The organism is Aliirhizobium wenxiniae (genome assembly GCF_019511445.1).
GTDB classification, from domain to species: domain Bacteria; phylum Pseudomonadota; class Alphaproteobacteria; order Rhizobiales; family Rhizobiaceae; genus Neorhizobium; species Neorhizobium wenxiniae_A.
Genome location: NZ_JAEUAN010000001.1, coordinates 1 through 16,011 on the forward strand (window position 1 = coordinate 1; position 16,011 = coordinate 16,011).

The window sequence follows — 16,011 nt, forward strand, 5'->3', positions numbered from 1 at the left end:
GTCATAGCCCTGCCGCCTGTAAGAGAAGAAGCACCCATCCGCACATGCGAAAGCTGCACTCTTCACAATAAAAAAGGGGCGCTGGTGGCGCCCCTTTCATCATTCGATGCGGCTCGATCAGATGAGCTTTGCCAGCGCGACCGAGGTGTCGGCCATGCGGTTGGAGAAGCCCCATTCGTTGTCGTACCAGGACAGGACGCGGACGAAATTGCCTTCGAGCACCTTGGTCTGGTCGATCGCGAAGATCGAGGAATGGCTGTCGTGGTTGAAGTCGCGGGAAACCAGCGGCTCTTCGGTGTAGCCGAGGATGCCCTTCAGCTTGCCGTTGGCGGCAGCCTTGATGGCTTCGTTGATTTCGGCAACCGTGGTGTTCTTCTTGGCGACGAACTTGAAGTCGACGACCGAGACGTTCGGGGTCGGAACGCGGATCGAGGTGCCGTCGAGGCGGCCCTTGAGGTGCGGCAGAACAAGGCCGACTGCCTTTGCAGCGCCGGTCGAGGTCGGGATCATGGACAGGGCTGCGGCGCGGGCGCGGTACAGATCCTTGTGCATGGTGTCGAGCGTCGGCTGGTCACCCGTGTAGGAGTGGATCGTGGTCATGAAGCCGTGGTCGATGCCGACGGCGTCATCCAGCGCCTTGACGACCGGAACCAGGCAGTTCGTGGTGCAGGACGCGTTGGAGATGACCAGGTGGTCCTTGGTCAGCGCATCGTGGTTGACGCCGAAGACGACCGTCAGGTCGGCGCCGTCGGCCGGAGCCGAAACGATGACGCGCTTTGCGCCGGCGGTCAGGTGCAGGGCAGCCTTGTCGCGGGCGGTGAAGATGCCGGTGCACTCAAGCGCGATGTCGACGCCGAGTTCCTTGTGCGGCAGGGTTGCCGGATCCTTGATGGCGGTAACCTTGATCGGCTTGCCGCCGCCAACGGTGATAGTGTCGCCTTCGACCTTCACGTCGGCCGGGAACTTGCCGTGGATCGAATCGTAGCGAAGCAGGTGGGCATTGGTTTCAACCGGGCCAAGGTCGTTGATGGCAACGACTTCGATATCGGTGCGACCCGATTCGACGATGGCGCGGAGGACGTTGCGGCCGATACGGCCGAAGCCGTTAATGGCAACCTTTACAGTCATATGAGCTTTACTCCCTGATAATGGGGCTTCGTTCTAACGCAAGCATAGGCTGCCCCACTTTGATCTAGGGCAGCCTTTTGGGTTAAATTTTGGCTTCTGCAGCGGCGACGACGGCGTTGGCCGTGATGCCGAAATGCTTGAACACATCCTTGGCCGGGCCGGAAGCGCCAAAGCCCTTCATGCCGATGAAGGTGCCTTCCGGGCCGATGAACGCATCCCAGCCTTCGCGAACGCCAGCTTCGACGGCGATCTTGACCGGCGACTTGCCGATGATCTCGGCGCGGTAGGCGTCCGGCTGTTCGAAGAAGAGTTCGGTCGAGGGAACCGAGACGACGCGGACGCTCGTGCCCTTTTCGCCGAGCGTTTTTGCCGCAGCCACGGCAAGCTCGACTTCCGAACCGGAGGCAAAGATCGTGACCTTGGCATCGGCATTGCCGGAGAGGACATAGGCGCCCTTGGCCGAACGGTTTTCTTCCGAATATTCGGTGCGAACCGTAGTCAGGTTCTGGCGGGTGAGGGCCAGACCCGACGGACGATCCTTGGTCGAGACGGCGATCTGCCAGCATTCGGCAGTTTCGACGGCATCGGCCGGGCGGAACATCATCAGGTTCGGGATGGCGCGCAGCGACGCCATCTGCTCGACCGGCTGGTGGGTCGGGCCGTCTTCGCCGACGCCGATCGAATCATGCGTCAGAACGTGGATAACGCGGATGCCCATGAGCGATGCGAGGCGGATCGGCGGGCGGCAATAATCGGAAAAGATCATGAAGCCGCCGCCGTAAGGGATCAGGCCGCCGTGCAGCGCGATGCCGTTCATGGCAGATGCCATGCCGTGTTCGCGGATGCCCCAGTGCATGTAGCGACCGGAGAAGTCCGTCGGCGTGACCGAAACCATCTGGCTGGTCTTGGTGTTGTTGGACGGCGTCAGGTCGGCAGAGCCGCCCAGCGTTTCCGGCAGGAAGCCGTTGATGACTTCAAGCGCGTCTTCGGACGCCTTGCGGGTTGCGATCGTCGGCTTGGTTTCGGCGAGCTTCTTCTTGTAGTCGAGAATAGCAGCGTCGAAGCCTGCCGGCAGATCACCGGCGAAGCGGCGATCGAACTCGGCCTTCTTGGCGGACTTTTCGAGGCGGCCTTCCCATGCCTTGACGGCATCGGCCGAGCGGGTGCCGGCGGCGCGCCAGTCGGAGAGAACGTCGTTCGGGATGACGAAGGGTTCGTATTCCCAGTTCAGCGCCTTGCGGGTTGCGGCGATTTCTTCCGCTCCGAGCGGCGAGCCGTGAACCTTGTGGCTGCCGGCCTTGTTCGGAGCGCCGAAGCCGATCGTCGTCTTGCAGGCGATGAAGGTCGGCTTGTCGGACTTGTGGGCTTCCTCGATTGCGGCTGCAATCGCTGCCTGGTCGTGGCCGTCGATCTCGATCGTGTGCCAGTGAACAGCCTTGAAACGGGCGATCTGGTCGGTCGAATCCGACAGCGAGACGGCGCCGTCGATGGTGATCGAGTTATCGTCCCAGAGAAGGATGAGCTTGTTGAGCTTCAGGTGGCCGGCAAGCGCGATGGCTTCGTGGGAGATGCCTTCCATCAGGCAGCCGTCGCCGTTGATCACATAAGTATAGTGATCCTGCAGGTCGGCGCCGAATTCCTCGCGAAGTTTGCGTTCCGCGATCGCCATACCGACGGCATTGGCAATGCCCTGGCCGAGTGGACCGGTGGTCGTTTCGATGCCGGTGGCATGGCCGTATTCCGGGTGACCGGCGGTCTTGGAGCCGAGCTGGCGGAACTGCTTCAGGTCCTCGACGGTCATGTCTTCATAACCGGTCAAATACAGGAGCGAATAAAGCAGCATCGAGCCGTGGCCGGCCGACAGGACGAAACGGTCACGGTCCGGCCAATGCGGTTTCGTCGGGTCGAATTTCAGGTATTTGGAAAACAGGACGGTTGCAACGTCGGCCATGCCCATGGGCATGCCTGGGTGGCCGGAATTCGCCTTTTCGACGGCATCCATCGAAAGGAAACGGATCGCATTTGCCATCCGGTCGTTTTGTTCGCGAGAAGTCATGGCTAATCCACTGTATCCGAGTGTCGGTCAGAGGCCCGTTTGGAGGGCCATTTGAGGGAGCGCCTGATCCTTATCAGGTGGCGCGCGCAAGTCAACAAAATGGGGCACTGCAATTATATATTGAGCAGGTTTGCGACAGGCTGCCGCTTGTTTGAGCATAAGCGTCCAAAAACGATATAGGACAGTTGATCCACAAGTCGATGATGCCAAGACAGTGGTGGTTTGTTGACCGGCTTTCAAGCGGTGCTTAATCTGTTTTGCCTAATGGCGAGGTTTGGCTGCACGATTCGGCCTGGCCTTGCATTCTCACGGGATATGATGGATGCCGGCAGAAAAGACGGTTGAGGTGGCGCTTTCGGAACTCCGCGCAGCAGTGGGAAGTCTCGAAAACGCCGTGGATGCCCGTATCGAACGTCAACGGGAAAACCGTGACGTCGATAACGAGGTCCGTCGCGTTCATGCTGATCGTGCCCGTCTGGCACAGGAACTAGATCAGTCGCAATTTCGCGCCAATCGGCTGGAAGAAGTCAATCGCGAAGTGTCTCGTCGACTGGTGACTGCCATGGAGACAATCCGCGCCGTGCTCGATCGCTGACGGGAGAATTTGATGGCTCAGATTACAGTCACGATTGACGGCAAGGCCTATCGCATGGCCTGCGAGGAGGGGCAGGAAGACCACCTGACCCAGCTCGCCGACCGGCTTGACCGCTATGTCGGCCACCTCAAGGGTCAGTTCGGTGAGATCGGTGACCTGAGGATCACCGTCATGGCCGGCATCATGATCATGGACGAATTGTCCGAGATGACGCGCAAGGTGTCCGCTCTGGAGGCCGAACTGGCGTCCCTCAGATCCAACCGTGATGGCTCGCTCGAAGTGCAGCAGCGCAATGAGCAGGCGCTGGTTTCGACCATCGGTGAACTCGCCGCGCGGATCGAAGGGCTCGCTGCAAAGCTGAACGGACGCATGCCGGCCGAGGCGAATTGATCCGTGTGAAAAATTCGATCCGGAGCCACTGGCGCTGCCTGAGGATCGCACATATATTCCGGTCGCGTTCTGCGCTTCCCGACAGGAACCACAATCCCTGGGGCCATACTCGATCCAAAGGGAGCTGTCCCTGACCAGGCCCGTGGGCTTGGACATATGGCGCCCACCTACGTTTGTAGGCACCCAGGATCGTAAATCTCCATCGGTCGCCGTGGATCGCGCTTTCCTTCTTTAGATTGTCGTTGATGCAGTCCGGCGCTTGCCGGATATGCATTGACAATCATTGCGTTGCGGCCAAGTTCATTCCGTCCAGTTCAACCGACGGTTCCTCTTCATGCTTTTTGCCAATAACAAGTTCGCCCGGTCTTCGCTTCTCATGCTTCTGATCGGTGCCGGACTTCTCGTTGCGATCGTTTTGTCGTCCTTCTTTCTGGCAAGCATGACCCGGACCTATTTCGATGAAGTGACGAAGCTTCGGGCAGTTCGCTCGGTTGCCAGCGATATGTTGGTTTTGCTCAATTCGGCGGAATCCAGTCAGCGCGGTTATCTTCTGGTGCAGAACGAGGCGTTTCTCGAACCCTACCAGAGGGCGCTCGAGGCGCTGCCAGGGCAGGTCGAGCGGCTGGAGCGCGTTGCCACCAACCAGAACACCGTCAATGTGCCGATGGAGGACATCCGTCGCCTGATCGCCGAAAAGGTGACGGAGATGCAGTCGACGCTCAATCTTGCGAGCGAGGGTCGAGTGGCAGATGCCGTCGCCATCGTGCGTAATGAGTCCGGTTTCGTCGTCATGCAGCAGCTCAGGCAGACGATCGGCGATCTCGTGCAGGAACTGGACGTGCATCTGATCAACGGTATCGGCGAGATCCGCGAAAGTGCGGTATCGCTGCAATATGTGACGCTTGGCGGCGGACTGTTGATTATCCTGGTTGTCGGCGGCGGGATTGCCGTCGTGATGCAGCATGTTCGGGCTTTGGATCATGCACGCGCCGAGGTCGAGGAGCTTAATGTCGGGCTTGAGGAACGGGTCAACGAGCGTACCGAAGACCTGATGCAGGCCAATCGTGAAATTCAGCGATATGCCTATATCGTCTCACATGACCTGAGAGCGCCGCTCGTCAATATCATGGGCTTTACAAGCGAGCTGGATGCGTCACTGAAGTCGATCAGCGCTTATGTGCTTGCGGATGGCGCGCGGCCGAGCGAGGATGAGGTGCGCGAGGCGCGTCTTGCCGTGGAGGAAGATCTGCCGGAGGCGATCGGCTTTATTCGCTCTTCGACAAAGAAGATGGATGCATTGATCAATGCTATCCTGAAAATTTCGCGCGATGGCCGTCGTGAACTCAAACCTGAGCGCATCGATCTCGGCGAACTGCTGGAGACGACGGCTGCGAGCGTTCATCATCAGGTTAGCGATTCAGGCGGTGAAGTCAGTATCTCGGTCGGTGCGACCCGCGGCCTTTTGACCGACCGCTTCTCCATGGAGCAGATTTTCGGCAATCTGTTCGACAATGCGGTCAAGTACAAACATCCGGAGCGGCCGCTCAGTCTTTCGGTGAAGGCATTTCCGATGGGGCGCAGTGCGGTGCGGATCGAGGTGGCGGACAATGGTCGCGGTATTGCGCCGGAAGATCATGAGCGCGTCTTCGAGCTTTTCCGCAGGTCAGGTGTGCAGGACAAGGCGGGCGAGGGGATCGGGCTTGCGCATGTGCGCTCATTAGTCAGAAATTTAGGTGGCGAAATTACAGTGACATCCACGCTGGGCGGCGGTTCGACATTTGTCATCCGATTGCCCATGGATTTGTCCCAGTATGTTAGGAGTAGCGGGCCATGAAAGCTGCCGGCAAGGAAGTCACCATCGTCATGATCGAAGATGACGAGGGGCACGCCCGTCTGATCGAGAAGAATGTGCGCCGTGCCGGCGTCAACAACGAGATCGTGCCTTTCACCAACGGTACCGATGCGCTCGATTTCATCCTCGGCGCCGACCGTTCGGGCATGGTCAGCAGCGATCGGCATCTTCTGATCCTTCTCGATCTCAATCTGCCCGATATGTCGGGTATTGACATCCTTGAGAAGGTGAAGTCCAACCCTCATGCAAAACGCCTGCCTGTGGTGATCCTCACGACGACGGACGACGAGCGGGAAATTCAGCGCTGTTACGATCTTGGCGCGAATGTCTATATTACCAAACCAGTGGACTACGACAGTTTTGCAAACGCCATTCGACAGCTGGGTCTGTTCTTTTCGGTAATGCAGATACCCGGACAATAACGAGAAGATATGCCGCGAACGATCCTTTATGTTGACGACGATGTCGCCCTGGCCCGTCTCGCGGAACGCCATCTCGGACGTGCCGGCTACGATGTGATCGCAGCCGTCGACGGGGCGAGCGCCATGGTCGCGTTCGAGAAGGGCGGGATCGATGCGATCGTTCTCGACCATTATCTTCGCACTGAGACCGGGATGGATATCTTCCATCGGCTGCAGGAATGCGGCTGCTCGGCTCCGGTGATCTACATCACCGGTTCCAGCGACGCGACGATCGCCATCGAGGCGATGAAAAACGGAGCGGCGGATTACGTCATCAAGACGGTGGGCGACGAGTTCTGGCCGCTCATGCAGAATGCGATCGGCCAGGCTATTTCCAATGCCGACCTTCGTCGCGAGAAGGAAAAGGCCGATCAGGAGATCCGCATCGGCAAGGAGCGGGCCGAGATTTTGCTCGCGGAAGTCAATCACCGCGTCGCCAACAGTCTGGCGCTTGTCGCGGCGCTGATCCGCCTGCAGGCCGGAAGCAGCAAGAACGAGGACGTGAAGGAAGCGCTTGCAGAAACGCAGGCGCGTATCACCGCCATCGCGGGCATGCACCGCAGCCTCTATACATCCGACGACGTGCGGCACGTGGAGATGGACAAGTATCTCGGGACACTCGTCAACGAGGTCCAGGGGACCGTGAGCGATCGGCAGGGGCCGTCTATCCGGCTTGCTGCAGACGAGGTCATGCTGACATCGGATCGTGCGGTCTCTGTCGGCATGATCGTGACCGAGCTTCTGACCAATGCGCTGAAATATGCCTATGAGCCGGGGGCGGAGGGCGAGGTTCGCGTCTTTCTGACGCGCCAGCCGGACGGTAAGGCGCTGCTTGCCGTCGAGGATGACGGGATCGGCTGGAAAGAGGGCGATATCGTCAAGGGAACCGGTCTTGGAAGCCGGATCGTGAAATCGATGGCATCCACGCTCGGATCGGCCATTCAGTATGTCGAGCGGCCCGTGGGGACGCGTGCGGAAATGACGATCGATCTGTCGGCCTGACGTCCGCGTAGTTCAATTGTTCCAGCCATTGCAATACGGCCACGCCGACCTTATGATTTCAGCCTATACGTGAAGGTGCGCAGTTCCGAGAACCGGCCGACGGTTTTCCGAACTGCGCGCGAGATCACATCAGGAAATCAACGGCAGCCGCCGCAAGCGGTCAACGTTTTGTGCGCAGGATATTGTCCCAGCCTAAGAGCACCTTTTGTTAACCGAAATCCTTATCGTCGTTGCACTCACCATATTGAATGGTGTTCTTGCGATGTCGGAACTTGCCGTCGTTTCATCCCGCCCCATCCGCCTCAAGGTCATGGCCGAGCAGGGAAATCGCGGTGCGGCCACAGCGATCAAGCTTGCTGAAGATCCAGGTCGTTTTCTCTCCTCCGTCCAGATCGGCATCACGCTGGTCGGTGTCCTTTCCGGCGCATTTTCAGGCGCGACGCTTGGAACACGTCTGACCAGCTGGCTCGAAGCGCAGGGCATGGCTGAAAACCTGGCCGACTGGCTCGGTGTCGGCGGCGTCGTTGTCGTTATCACCTATATGTCGCTCATCCTCGGAGAACTGGTGCCGAAGCAGATCGCTCTGCGCGCGCCGGAAAACGTTGCTGCACGCGTTGCGCCGGCGATGAAGCTCGTGGCGATGGTCGGCGCGCCGATCGTCTGGTTCCTCGATATTTCCGGCCGTTTCGTTCTGACCATTCTCGGCCAGAAGGGCGAGTCGGAAGAAAAAGTGACGGATGAGGAAATCCGCACGGTTCTGGCCGAAGCGCAGAGCGCCGGTGTTATCGAAAGCGGCGAATCCGAAATGATTTCCGGCGTCATGCGGCTTGCCGACCGGACGGCCCGCGGGCTGATGACGCCACGCCGTGATGTCGAGGTGATCGACACCGAGGACGAGCCGGAGGAAATCCGCGCCCAGCTTCGCGCCACGACGCGTTCGCGTCTCCCTGTTCGCAGGGGCAGTTCCGACGAGATCATCGGCGTTCTGTTCGTCAAGGACGCCTATGACTTCATGGCTGGCGGGAAGCAGTTCGATGTTCAGCTCGTGATGCGTGAAGCCCCCGTCGTTTCCGATCTGACCGGTGCACTCGACGTAATCCAGGCGCTCAGGAAGGCGCCGGCGCATATGGTGCTGGTTTATGACGAATACGGTCATTTCGAAGGGATCATCAGCTCGGGTGACGTGCTTGAGGCAATCACCGGCGTGTTCCAGGAAGATGAGACGGAGGAACCGGCGATCGTACCGCGCGACGACGGATCCTACCTGATTGCCGGCTGGATGCCGGTGGACGAATTCGGCGCGCAGATGGGGATCTCGATCGAGGAAGATCCGGGTTACGAGACGGTTGCCGGTTTCGTGCTGGATGAGTTGAAGCACCTGCCGGAACTCGGCGAGAAGTTCACCACCCATGGCTGGACCTTCGAGGTTATCGATCTGGACGGACGCCGGATCGACAAGCTGCTCGTTTCCCGCGCAGGCGAAAAGGCTTGATGGCGGGGACGTCCATCAAGGCGAAGCTGCGAGCCGAAAGGCTCGCGGCGCGCGATGCGATCAATGCGGCCGAACGCGTGGAAAAGAGCCTGTCGCTGGCATCCCATGGCATGGCGGCGATTGCTTTTAGCGAGCAGACGATCGTGTCCGGCTTTCTGCCGATCCGCTCCGAGGTGGATGTCCGTCCTCTGATGGATCTTCTCAGTGAACGCGGGGCGCGGATTTGCGTGCCTGTTGTGCTCGACAAGGAGACCATCGTTTTCCGTGAACTGGCTGCGGGCGCTGAACTTGTGTCGGGTGTCTTCGGGACTGTCGGGCCGGGGCCGGAAGCGGCCGAACTCGATCCCGATATCATGCTGGTGCCGCTTGCGGCGTTCGACCGCAGAGGCCACCGGATCGGTTATGGCGGCGGCTATTATGATCGCGCGATTTACCGTTTGCAGCAAAAAGGCTGCAATCCACGGCTGATCGGCATTGCATTCGACTGCCAGGAAGTGGCATCAGTTCCCGACGAACCTCATGATATAAGGCTTCACGGGATCCTGACGGAAAGCGGTTTTCGCGATCTGTCCGATGAGGCCATTGTAAAGATTGGATAGGAATGCGCCTTCTCTTTCTAGGTGACATGGTCGGCAAGACCGGCCGAACGACCGTATGGGAAAAACTGCCGGGCCTGATTTCGGACCTGAAGCTCGATTTTGTCATCGTCAACGGCGAGAACGCGGCGGGTGGCTTCGGCATTACCGAAGATATCTTTCTCGAGACGATCAATGCCGGTGCCGATGTCGTGACGACCGGCAATCATGTCTGGGATCAGAAGGAGGCCGTCAGTTTTGCCGGTCGCCATGACCAGTTCCTGCGGCCTGCGAATTATCCCGCCGGCACGCCGGGCAAGGGATCGGGCCTCTATTATGCCCGCAACGGCGCGCGCATTCTCGTCGCCAATATCATGGGCCGGGTGTTCATGCATCCGGAACTCGACGATCCCTTCAAAAGCGCGGAGGCCATTCTCGAAGCTGCACCGCTGAAGGACCAGGCGGACGCGATCATTTTCGATTTCCATGCGGAAGCGACCAGCGAGAAGCAGTGCTTTGGGCATTTCGTCGATGGCCGCGCTTCGCTTGTCGTCGGCACCCACACCCATGTGCCGACGGCCGATTGCCAGATTTTGAACGGCGGCACGGGCTACATGTCGGATGCCGGCATGTGCGGCGATTACGACTCGTCGCTGGGCATGGAAAAGGAAGAGCCGCTCAATCGCTTCATCTCGAAAATGCCGAAGGGCCGTTTCGAGGCAGCGCATGGACCGGCGACGCTTTGTGGTCTCGGCATCGAGATTTCGGATTCCACCGGGCTTGCCGAAAAGATCGAGCCGCTCCGGGTTGGACCGCGGCTGGCGGAAACCATTCCCAGCTTCTGGCGTTGATTGGGCAACCGCGGTTCCCATGTTAGCATTCTGCATGTGACCTTTTCGCCCGGCGCTTGTGCCGGGCAGGGCGGCATCTGCTGGAGGGCATATAATGGTTGACCCGGTTACCCGCGTTTCTTCGACGTCCGCATCCGCCGCGACTTTGGTCGACAGCAGTGTGGTCAGCCGCGCCGAACCCGATAATGTCTGGGCAGGCCACCGGCAGGATCAGATCAATGCGGACCTTGCGGCGATGAAGCGTTTTCGTGAGCAGGATGGCGAGGCCGCAGGTGAAGAAGAGCCTTCCGCGTCGCTCGACGATCGCCACCCGCACCGTCGGCAGGAGGCGACTGCGTCTGATGCCCCCGATGAGCAGTCAGATGACGCGAGATTGTCGGGTGAAAGCGAGCGTATCGGCACGCGCAACTATGATGACGAGACGCCATTCGGGCATCGCACACTGATCATCTGATCCGGCTTGATAGTGCCGTTGTAATCCGCAGCGCCTGGTGTCCAGTCAAACTCCGCCTCTGTCCGAATGACGGAATTGTGAGGCGTATATCTGCATTGTCTGCTGGACGCATCCGAATGCTTCGCCCATCCTTTCACCCGGAATGAGCATGAACGCGTTTTCCGGGGTGTGGCATGAAGCTGCGAACTCTCGCATTCGGTTTTTCGGCCTTTCTTCTTTCAGCATTCTCTTCGGCCTACGCACAGGAAGGCCTTCCGATCAGCCAGTGCCAGGCAATCGCCCAAAAACTGCCGAATGTGCGGTTTGCGAGTTTCAGCCCGCCCAACGTCCAGTTTGTGCAGGCGGGCAAGGCGCTTACGCTTGCCGAGCGGGAAGAGGTGAAGATCACCTTTGTCGGCCATTCCACCTATTTCATCGAGACGCCGGGCGGGATCGGGATCGCGACGGATTACAGCGGCGTCCACAGGCCCGACAGATTGCCCGACGTGGTGACGATGAACCGGGCGCATTCCACTCATTACACGCTGACGCCCGATCCGGGGATCGAGACGGTACTACACGGCTGGAGCGATGTGCCGGGTGAAAAGGCCAAACATCAGGAGATGATCGGGGATGCCTATATCCGCAATGTCGTCTCCGATATCCGCAACTGGGGTGGCGGTATCGAGGAAAACGGCAATTCGATCTTCATCTTCGAAGTCGCGGGCCTGTGCATCGGTCATCTGGGGCATCTGCATTTCGAATTAAACGAGGCGCAATACACGGAGATCGGCAGGCTCGATATCCTGATGGTGCCTGTTGATGGCGGATTGACGATGGGAGCGGACAGCATGAGCCGCGTCGTGCAGAGGCTGCGATCTTCACTGATCCTGCCGATGCACCGCTTCGGGCCGCCGCTCGATACGTTCCTCGCCATGTTCGACGGGAAGTTCGATATTGCCTATGCGAAGGAAAGAACGCTGAGGGTGTCGATGCGGTCGCTGCCGAAAAAGCCCACCATTCTTGTGCCGCAGGGGCTTTGATGGCTGCAAAAGCTACGTCATGCTCGGGCTTGTCCCGAGCATCTGATCACGCTGATCCCGCACTCTCCATCACTTTGGACAGACCCTCGGGACAAGCCCGAGGGTGACGCCCGTTGGTTTAGATCATTAATGTACTGCGGAGAAGGTGAGGTGCTGTTTGACACCCACCTCCGGCATCTTCTCGTCGGTCATGTTGGCCTTGGCGATTTCCCAGCCGAATTTCAGAGTGCTGTTGGTCGAGGCCCAGATTTCGGCATCATCAACCTTGAAGGCGAGCATGGTGAGAAGCGGGTCATCCTTGCCCTGCTCGTACCAGGCTGCGGTCACGGCACTCCAGTATTCGTCGCGCTTGGCCGGGTCGAGGCGGACTTCGATGAGGCCGGAGAGGCAGGCGTGGTAATCGTGGTTCTTGCCAATGACGCAGAAATGCGCGCGGCCACCTGCGCCAATAGCGCGCACGAGATCCGTATCCATCTTGGTGAAAAACCAGATCGTGTTGGTCTTCGTGTCGACATTCGGCGCCATAGGCTGGAAATGCATATGGGCGCCTTCAAGGCCGAGCATGCCGGCGTGGACGCTGTTGATCTCGTCCCACAGTTGACGTTCCGGTGCTTCGCGGGCTTCGGTGAGGCTTGCCATCTTCTGCGTCTCCTTTTGTTGTTCTCGATAGGTCAAACGGAGCTGCAAAGGCTTTGTTCCGGCCCATTTCGTTGAGGCGGCGAGGCTTGGGTAACCGAAATGCCTTGAATGGCGGGCGCTTCGAAATTATAAGGCGCCCATTCCAAAACCGGTAAAAGTATCAGGGGTGCCATGGCTGGCCATTCACAGTTCAAAAACATCATGCACCGCAAGGGCAAGCAGGACGGCATCCGTTCCAAGATGTTCTCCAAGCTCGCGCGCGAAATCACCGTTGCTGCCAAGACAGGTCTTCCCGACCCGACGATGAACGCTGCGCTGCGCCTTGCCGTGCAGAACGCCAAGGCACAGTCGATGCCGAAGGACAATATCGACCGTGCAATCAAGAAGGCATCGGGTGCCGACGCCGAGAACTATGATGCGGTTCGTTACGAGGGTTACGGCCCGGGCGGTACTGCCGTCATCGTCGAGGCGCTGACCGACAACCGCAACCGTACCGCATCGAACGTCCGTTCGATCTTCACCAAGGCCGGTGGTGCCCTGGGTGAAACCGGTTCGGTTTCCTTCTCCTTCGATCACGTTGGCGAAATCACCTACAAGCTTTCCGTCGGTGACGCGGACAAGGTGATGGAAGCGGCAATCGAAGCCGGTGCCGATGATGTCGAGACCGACGAAGAAGGCCACACCATCTATTGCGGCTTCGAAGACATGAACGAAGTGTCCAAGGCGCTGGAAGCGGTGCTTGGCGAGGCCGAGACCGTCAAGGCGATCTGGAAGGCGCAGAACACGATTGAAGTCGATGAGGAAAAGGCGCAGTCGCTGATGAAGCTCATCGGCAACCTGGAAGACGACGACGACGTGCAGAACGTCTATTCGAACTTCGAAGTCTCCGAAGAAGTTCTGGCCAAGCTTTCGGCCTAATTGATCGTCATAACCTTTAAATTGGAACGGGCCGGTTTTACCGGCCCGTTTTTCGTTGTGCGTCAGGCTTTTTCCATCATCGGCAGTGACGCGAACAGTTCGACCGAATGCAGGCGTGCGTCGATGTCATGGATTGGCATGGAGACGATCAGTTCGTCCGCGCCGGTTTCCTCCAAGAAATCCTTCAGCTTTGCCTCGATGGTCGGCACGGAGCCGACGGCGGCGTAGCGCAGCGTATGCTCGACGCTCATCTTTTCCATCGGCGTCCAGAAACCGTCCATGCTGTCCAGCGGCTTGGGGAAGCGGGTGCGGACATTTTTGCGCAGGTTGACGAATTGCTGCTGCGACGAGGTGAACAAGCGTTCGGCTTCCTCGTCGGTGTCTGCTGCAACGCCCATGACGCCAACCATGACATAAGGCCTGTCGAGTTCCGCTGACGGCTGGAAGCGTTCGCGATAGATCGCAATCGCATCCATCAGCATGTCGGGCGCGAAATGGGAAGCGAAGGCATAGGGGAGGCCTAGCGCTGCTGCGAGATGGGCGCTGTAGAGGCTTGAGCCGAGCAGCCAGAGCGGCACATTGGCCTCGGTGCCGGGCACTGCGATGATCGCCTGGTTTTCGATCGGCGTACCGAGCAGGTGTTTCAGCTCGACGATATCCTGCGGAAAGTTTTCAGCACCCGCTTCCATATTGCGGCGAAGCGCGCTCGCCGTGCGCATGTCGGTGCCGGGAGCGCGGCCGAGGCCGAGATCGACACGGCCCGGCAGAAGCGCTTCCAGCGTGCCGAACTGTTCGGCGATGACGAGGGGGGAGTGGTTGGGCAGCATGACGCCGCCGGATCCGACGCGGATTTTCTTCGTGGCTGCGCCTACATGGGCGATGACGATCGATGTTGCGGCGCTGGCAATGCCGGGCATGCCGTGGTGCTCGGCCAGCCAGACGCGCTTGTATCCTTGCTCTTCGGCCTTGATTGCCATCTGGCGGGATTGGTCGAGTGCATCACGCACCGAGTAGCCTTCGCCGACCGGCGAAAGGTCAAGTATCGAAAACGGAATCATGGATCTACCTTGGAAAGGAACAATTCTGTGGTTCCTATCTAGGAAGCCGCAACCGCCGATGCGACCCTTGAACCGATAAAAGCATCGCGAGGCTTTTCCGCCTTCAGCTCTTCACCAGTCTCAGGTGGCTACGATGGTGTGGGGGACGCGTATCCGGCGGAGTGTGGTCGTCGTGCAGCACGGTAATGTGGATGAAGCGCCCGCAATGCCGGTTGATGATGGCAAGCTCCTGCGACATGCGTTCAAGTGCGGCCTCCAGCGCATGGTCGAGCGCGCGGCGCTGGCCCGAAAATTTGAGGGTTCCATCCAAAATGACGCCGCTGCGGGCCACCATATCGGACGACATCGTGGAAGCTTGCGAGATTGCCGCGAGCTTGTTGCCGATGGTCTCGAAACTTTCGTGAAGATGCTGCTCCTGTCGCAGGAGATGATCCGCCTGCGAGCGGGTGTGCTTGAGGCTGAGCGCAACGTCACGCTCAAGAAGCGAAGCCTGTTTTGCCGCCGCGGCACTGGTTTCTGCCATATCGCGCAGTTCTGCAGCAAAGACGGGCAGCGTTTCCTGCGGGCCGGCCATGTTTGCGGCCGCAACGCTGGCGCTGACGGACAGCATGTTGGTGCGGAAAGCCACATCGCGCATCAATGCCGCGATCTCTCCGACCTGTTTTTCGGAACCGCGCAGGCTTTCGGAGGCCTTGGCCTCCTTTGTCGCGGTTTCGCAGCTTTGCTGCCAATATGCCTTGGCATTGGCGGCGATGGCTGCGATCTCTCTCAGCGCCGCATCCTGTTCACGCAACAGATCGGCGATATCCCGCAGCCCATTGCCGGCGACAGAGAGAGCCGGGACTTCGTCCGGTATCAGCGAGCGCTCCTGCGCCAGCCGGATGCGCGCCTCGGCACATTCGCCATGCAGCGTTCCTGCCGAGGTGATTATGGTTGTCAGGCTCTCGTTGAGCGAGCTGGCGGCCTTGTTGAAATCACCACGCAGCCCTTCGAAACCGTCGGAAAACGGCGTGTCGAGACTGACGGAAAGGTCGCCCGTCGCCAATCGCCGCAAACCGGCATCCAATGCGCTGAGCGCCTCTTCCGACGCTTTCTGGCGATCCGCGCTTCCCTTCGCATTGTCCAGATCCGCGCCCTTCAATCCAATGAGGCGCGGGCCTGCCGGACTGACGCACTCCGGCGATGATTTCGGTGTATGGGAACGCGTCGATAACCCCAAGCCGGATGTGGCTCCGTTTTCGGCTGTTGAGCCGAAGGATCGTCGGGTTGGGGGCTGCCCCAGCGCGTGACTGCCGGCAATACGGGTGGCCATCATGGCCGTCGCCATCGAGAATAGAATGACGCCCGCTGCCAGGGTTGCCGTCATGGCGGGGGACATGCCCGGAGAAAGAGTGGATGCGATCACAGCCAGCAGGCCATTCTGCAACAGCAGCAGAACCATGATCTTCATGAACAAACTCTGGCGTTCAGACATCGCCCTCTCTCCCTCTCGTATCATTCGAGAACACCCAGAACGCG

The 16,011-nt window shown here is 59.4% G+C and carries 16 protein-coding genes and 1 other RNA gene; 12 read left to right on the forward strand and 5 right to left on the reverse strand.

Going from position 1 to position 16,011, the window contains the following annotated elements:
• Positions 1-117: 117 nt before the first annotated feature.
• Both gap and tkt read right to left on the reverse strand, forming a co-directional pair.
• On the reverse strand, positions 118-1,128 hold the full coding sequence (gap, locus tag JNB91_RS00005) for a type I glyceraldehyde-3-phosphate dehydrogenase (protein WP_220323472.1): 1,011 nt from the start codon (positions 1,126-1,128) through the stop codon (positions 118-120).
• Between the two features lie 82 nt (positions 1,129-1,210).
• Positions 1,211-3,184, reverse strand: coding sequence for a transketolase (tkt, locus tag JNB91_RS00010; RefSeq protein ID WP_220323473.1), 1,974 nt, complete (start codon positions 3,182-3,184; stop codon positions 1,211-1,213).
• Between the two features lie 322 nt (positions 3,185-3,506).
• Here tkt and JNB91_RS00015 point away from each other — a divergent pair, with 322 nt between their 5' ends.
• The 11 genes from JNB91_RS00015 to JNB91_RS00065 all read left to right on the forward strand — a co-directional run bounded on the left by JNB91_RS00015 (position 3,507) and on the right by JNB91_RS00065 (position 11,878).
• Positions 3,507-3,779 carry a DUF4164 domain-containing protein gene (locus JNB91_RS00015; RefSeq protein WP_220323474.1) on the forward strand — a complete coding sequence of 91 codons (273 nt, stop codon included), beginning with the start codon at positions 3,507-3,509 and terminating at the stop codon, positions 3,777-3,779.
• A gap of 12 nt (positions 3,780-3,791) precedes the next feature.
• Entirely contained in the window at positions 3,792-4,169 is a 378-nt protein-coding gene (locus JNB91_RS00020; protein WP_220323475.1) for a cell division protein ZapA, read from the forward strand.
• Positions 4,170-4,232: 63 nt separating this feature from the next.
• A non-coding RNA gene (gene ssrS / locus JNB91_RS00025) (6S RNA) lies at positions 4,233-4,391 on the forward strand.
• Between the two features lie 112 nt (positions 4,392-4,503).
• Positions 4,504-6,003: a sensor histidine kinase gene (locus tag JNB91_RS00030; RefSeq protein WP_220323476.1), complete on the forward strand. Its 1,500-nt coding sequence runs from the start codon at positions 4,504-4,506 to the stop codon at positions 6,001-6,003.
• Entirely contained in the window at positions 6,000-6,443 is a 444-nt protein-coding gene (locus tag JNB91_RS00035; protein ID WP_220323477.1) for a response regulator, read from the forward strand. The genes JNB91_RS00030 and JNB91_RS00035 overlap by 4 nt, the downstream gene beginning before the upstream one ends.
• 9 nt (positions 6,444-6,452) lie before the next feature.
• Positions 6,453-7,484 carry a sensor histidine kinase gene (locus JNB91_RS00040; protein WP_220323478.1) on the forward strand — a complete coding sequence of 344 codons (1,032 nt, stop codon included), beginning with the start codon at positions 6,453-6,455 and terminating at the stop codon, positions 7,482-7,484.
• A gap of 205 nt (positions 7,485-7,689) precedes the next feature.
• Positions 7,690-8,976 carry a hemolysin family protein gene (locus JNB91_RS00045; RefSeq protein ID WP_220323479.1) on the forward strand — a complete coding sequence of 429 codons (1,287 nt, stop codon included), beginning with the start codon at positions 7,690-7,692 and terminating at the stop codon, positions 8,974-8,976.
• Entirely contained in the window at positions 8,976-9,575 is a 600-nt protein-coding gene (locus tag JNB91_RS00050; RefSeq protein ID WP_220323480.1) for a 5-formyltetrahydrofolate cyclo-ligase, read from the forward strand. Before JNB91_RS00045 ends, JNB91_RS00050 begins: the two co-directional genes overlap by 1 nt.
• Before the next feature lie 2 nt (positions 9,576-9,577).
• Positions 9,578-10,402 carry a TIGR00282 family metallophosphoesterase gene (locus JNB91_RS00055; protein ID WP_220323481.1) on the forward strand — a complete coding sequence of 275 codons (825 nt, stop codon included), beginning with the start codon at positions 9,578-9,580 and terminating at the stop codon, positions 10,400-10,402.
• 94 nt (positions 10,403-10,496) lie between these two features.
• On the forward strand, positions 10,497-10,856 hold the full coding sequence (locus tag JNB91_RS00060; RefSeq protein WP_220323482.1) for a hypothetical protein: 360 nt from the start codon (positions 10,497-10,499) through the stop codon (positions 10,854-10,856).
• Between the two features lie 173 nt (positions 10,857-11,029).
• Positions 11,030-11,878, forward strand: a complete 849-nt coding sequence (locus JNB91_RS00065; RefSeq protein WP_220323483.1) for an MBL fold metallo-hydrolase — start codon at positions 11,030-11,032, stop codon at positions 11,876-11,878.
• 126 nt (positions 11,879-12,004) lie between these two features.
• On the opposite strand, the gene JNB91_RS00070 is transcribed toward JNB91_RS00065, so the two are convergent.
• Positions 12,005-12,517 carry a pyridoxamine 5'-phosphate oxidase family protein gene (locus JNB91_RS00070; RefSeq protein ID WP_220323484.1) on the reverse strand — a complete coding sequence of 171 codons (513 nt, stop codon included), beginning with the start codon at positions 12,515-12,517 and terminating at the stop codon, positions 12,005-12,007.
• Between the two features lie 171 nt (positions 12,518-12,688).
• On the opposite strand from JNB91_RS00070, the gene JNB91_RS00075 reads away from it, so the two are divergent.
• Entirely contained in the window at positions 12,689-13,435 is a 747-nt protein-coding gene (locus tag JNB91_RS00075) for a YebC/PmpR family DNA-binding transcriptional regulator (protein WP_220323485.1), read from the forward strand.
• Positions 13,436-13,497: 62 nt separating this feature from the next.
• Here the strand turns inward: JNB91_RS00075 and JNB91_RS00080 are convergent, their stop codons facing one another.
• Positions 13,498-14,493, reverse strand: coding sequence for an LLM class flavin-dependent oxidoreductase (locus JNB91_RS00080; RefSeq protein ID WP_220323486.1), 996 nt, complete (start codon positions 14,491-14,493; stop codon positions 13,498-13,500).
• 103 nt (positions 14,494-14,596) lie between these two features.
• Positions 14,597-15,967, reverse strand: coding sequence for a methyl-accepting chemotaxis protein (locus JNB91_RS00085; RefSeq protein WP_220323487.1), 1,371 nt, complete (start codon positions 15,965-15,967; stop codon positions 14,597-14,599).
• Positions 15,968-16,011: the final 44 nt, after the last annotated feature.

Excerpts from the sequence above, each read along its gene's own strand:
- gap (WP_220323472.1), bottom strand. The coding sequence starts at position 1,128 with ATGACTGTAAAGGTTGCCATTAACGGCTTCGGCCGTATCGGCCGCAAC.
- tkt (WP_220323473.1), bottom strand. The coding sequence starts at position 3,184 with ATGACTTCTCGCGAACAAAACGACCGGATGGCAAATGCGATCCGTTTC.
- JNB91_RS00015 (WP_220323474.1), top strand. The coding sequence starts at position 3,507 with ATGCCGGCAGAAAAGACGGTTGAGGTGGCGCTTTCGGAACTCCGCGCA.
- JNB91_RS00020 (WP_220323475.1), top strand. The coding sequence starts at position 3,792 with ATGGCTCAGATTACAGTCACGATTGACGGCAAGGCCTATCGCATGGCC.
- JNB91_RS00030 (WP_220323476.1), top strand. The coding sequence starts at position 4,504 with ATGCTTTTTGCCAATAACAAGTTCGCCCGGTCTTCGCTTCTCATGCTT.
- JNB91_RS00035 (WP_220323477.1), top strand. The coding sequence starts at position 6,000 with ATGAAAGCTGCCGGCAAGGAAGTCACCATCGTCATGATCGAAGATGAC.
- JNB91_RS00040 (WP_220323478.1), top strand. The coding sequence starts at position 6,453 with ATGCCGCGAACGATCCTTTATGTTGACGACGATGTCGCCCTGGCCCGT.
- JNB91_RS00050 (WP_220323480.1), top strand. The coding sequence starts at position 8,976 with ATGGCGGGGACGTCCATCAAGGCGAAGCTGCGAGCCGAAAGGCTCGCG.
- JNB91_RS00055 (WP_220323481.1), top strand. The coding sequence starts at position 9,578 with ATGCGCCTTCTCTTTCTAGGTGACATGGTCGGCAAGACCGGCCGAACG.
- JNB91_RS00060 (WP_220323482.1), top strand. The coding sequence starts at position 10,497 with ATGGTTGACCCGGTTACCCGCGTTTCTTCGACGTCCGCATCCGCCGCG.
- JNB91_RS00065 (WP_220323483.1), top strand. The coding sequence starts at position 11,030 with ATGAAGCTGCGAACTCTCGCATTCGGTTTTTCGGCCTTTCTTCTTTCA.
- JNB91_RS00070 (WP_220323484.1), bottom strand. The coding sequence starts at position 12,517 with ATGGCAAGCCTCACCGAAGCCCGCGAAGCACCGGAACGTCAACTGTGG.
- JNB91_RS00075 (WP_220323485.1), top strand. The coding sequence starts at position 12,689 with ATGGCTGGCCATTCACAGTTCAAAAACATCATGCACCGCAAGGGCAAG.
- JNB91_RS00080 (WP_220323486.1), bottom strand. The coding sequence starts at position 14,493 with ATGATTCCGTTTTCGATACTTGACCTTTCGCCGGTCGGCGAAGGCTAC.
- JNB91_RS00085 (WP_220323487.1), bottom strand. The coding sequence starts at position 15,967 with ATGTCTGAACGCCAGAGTTTGTTCATGAAGATCATGGTTCTGCTGCTG.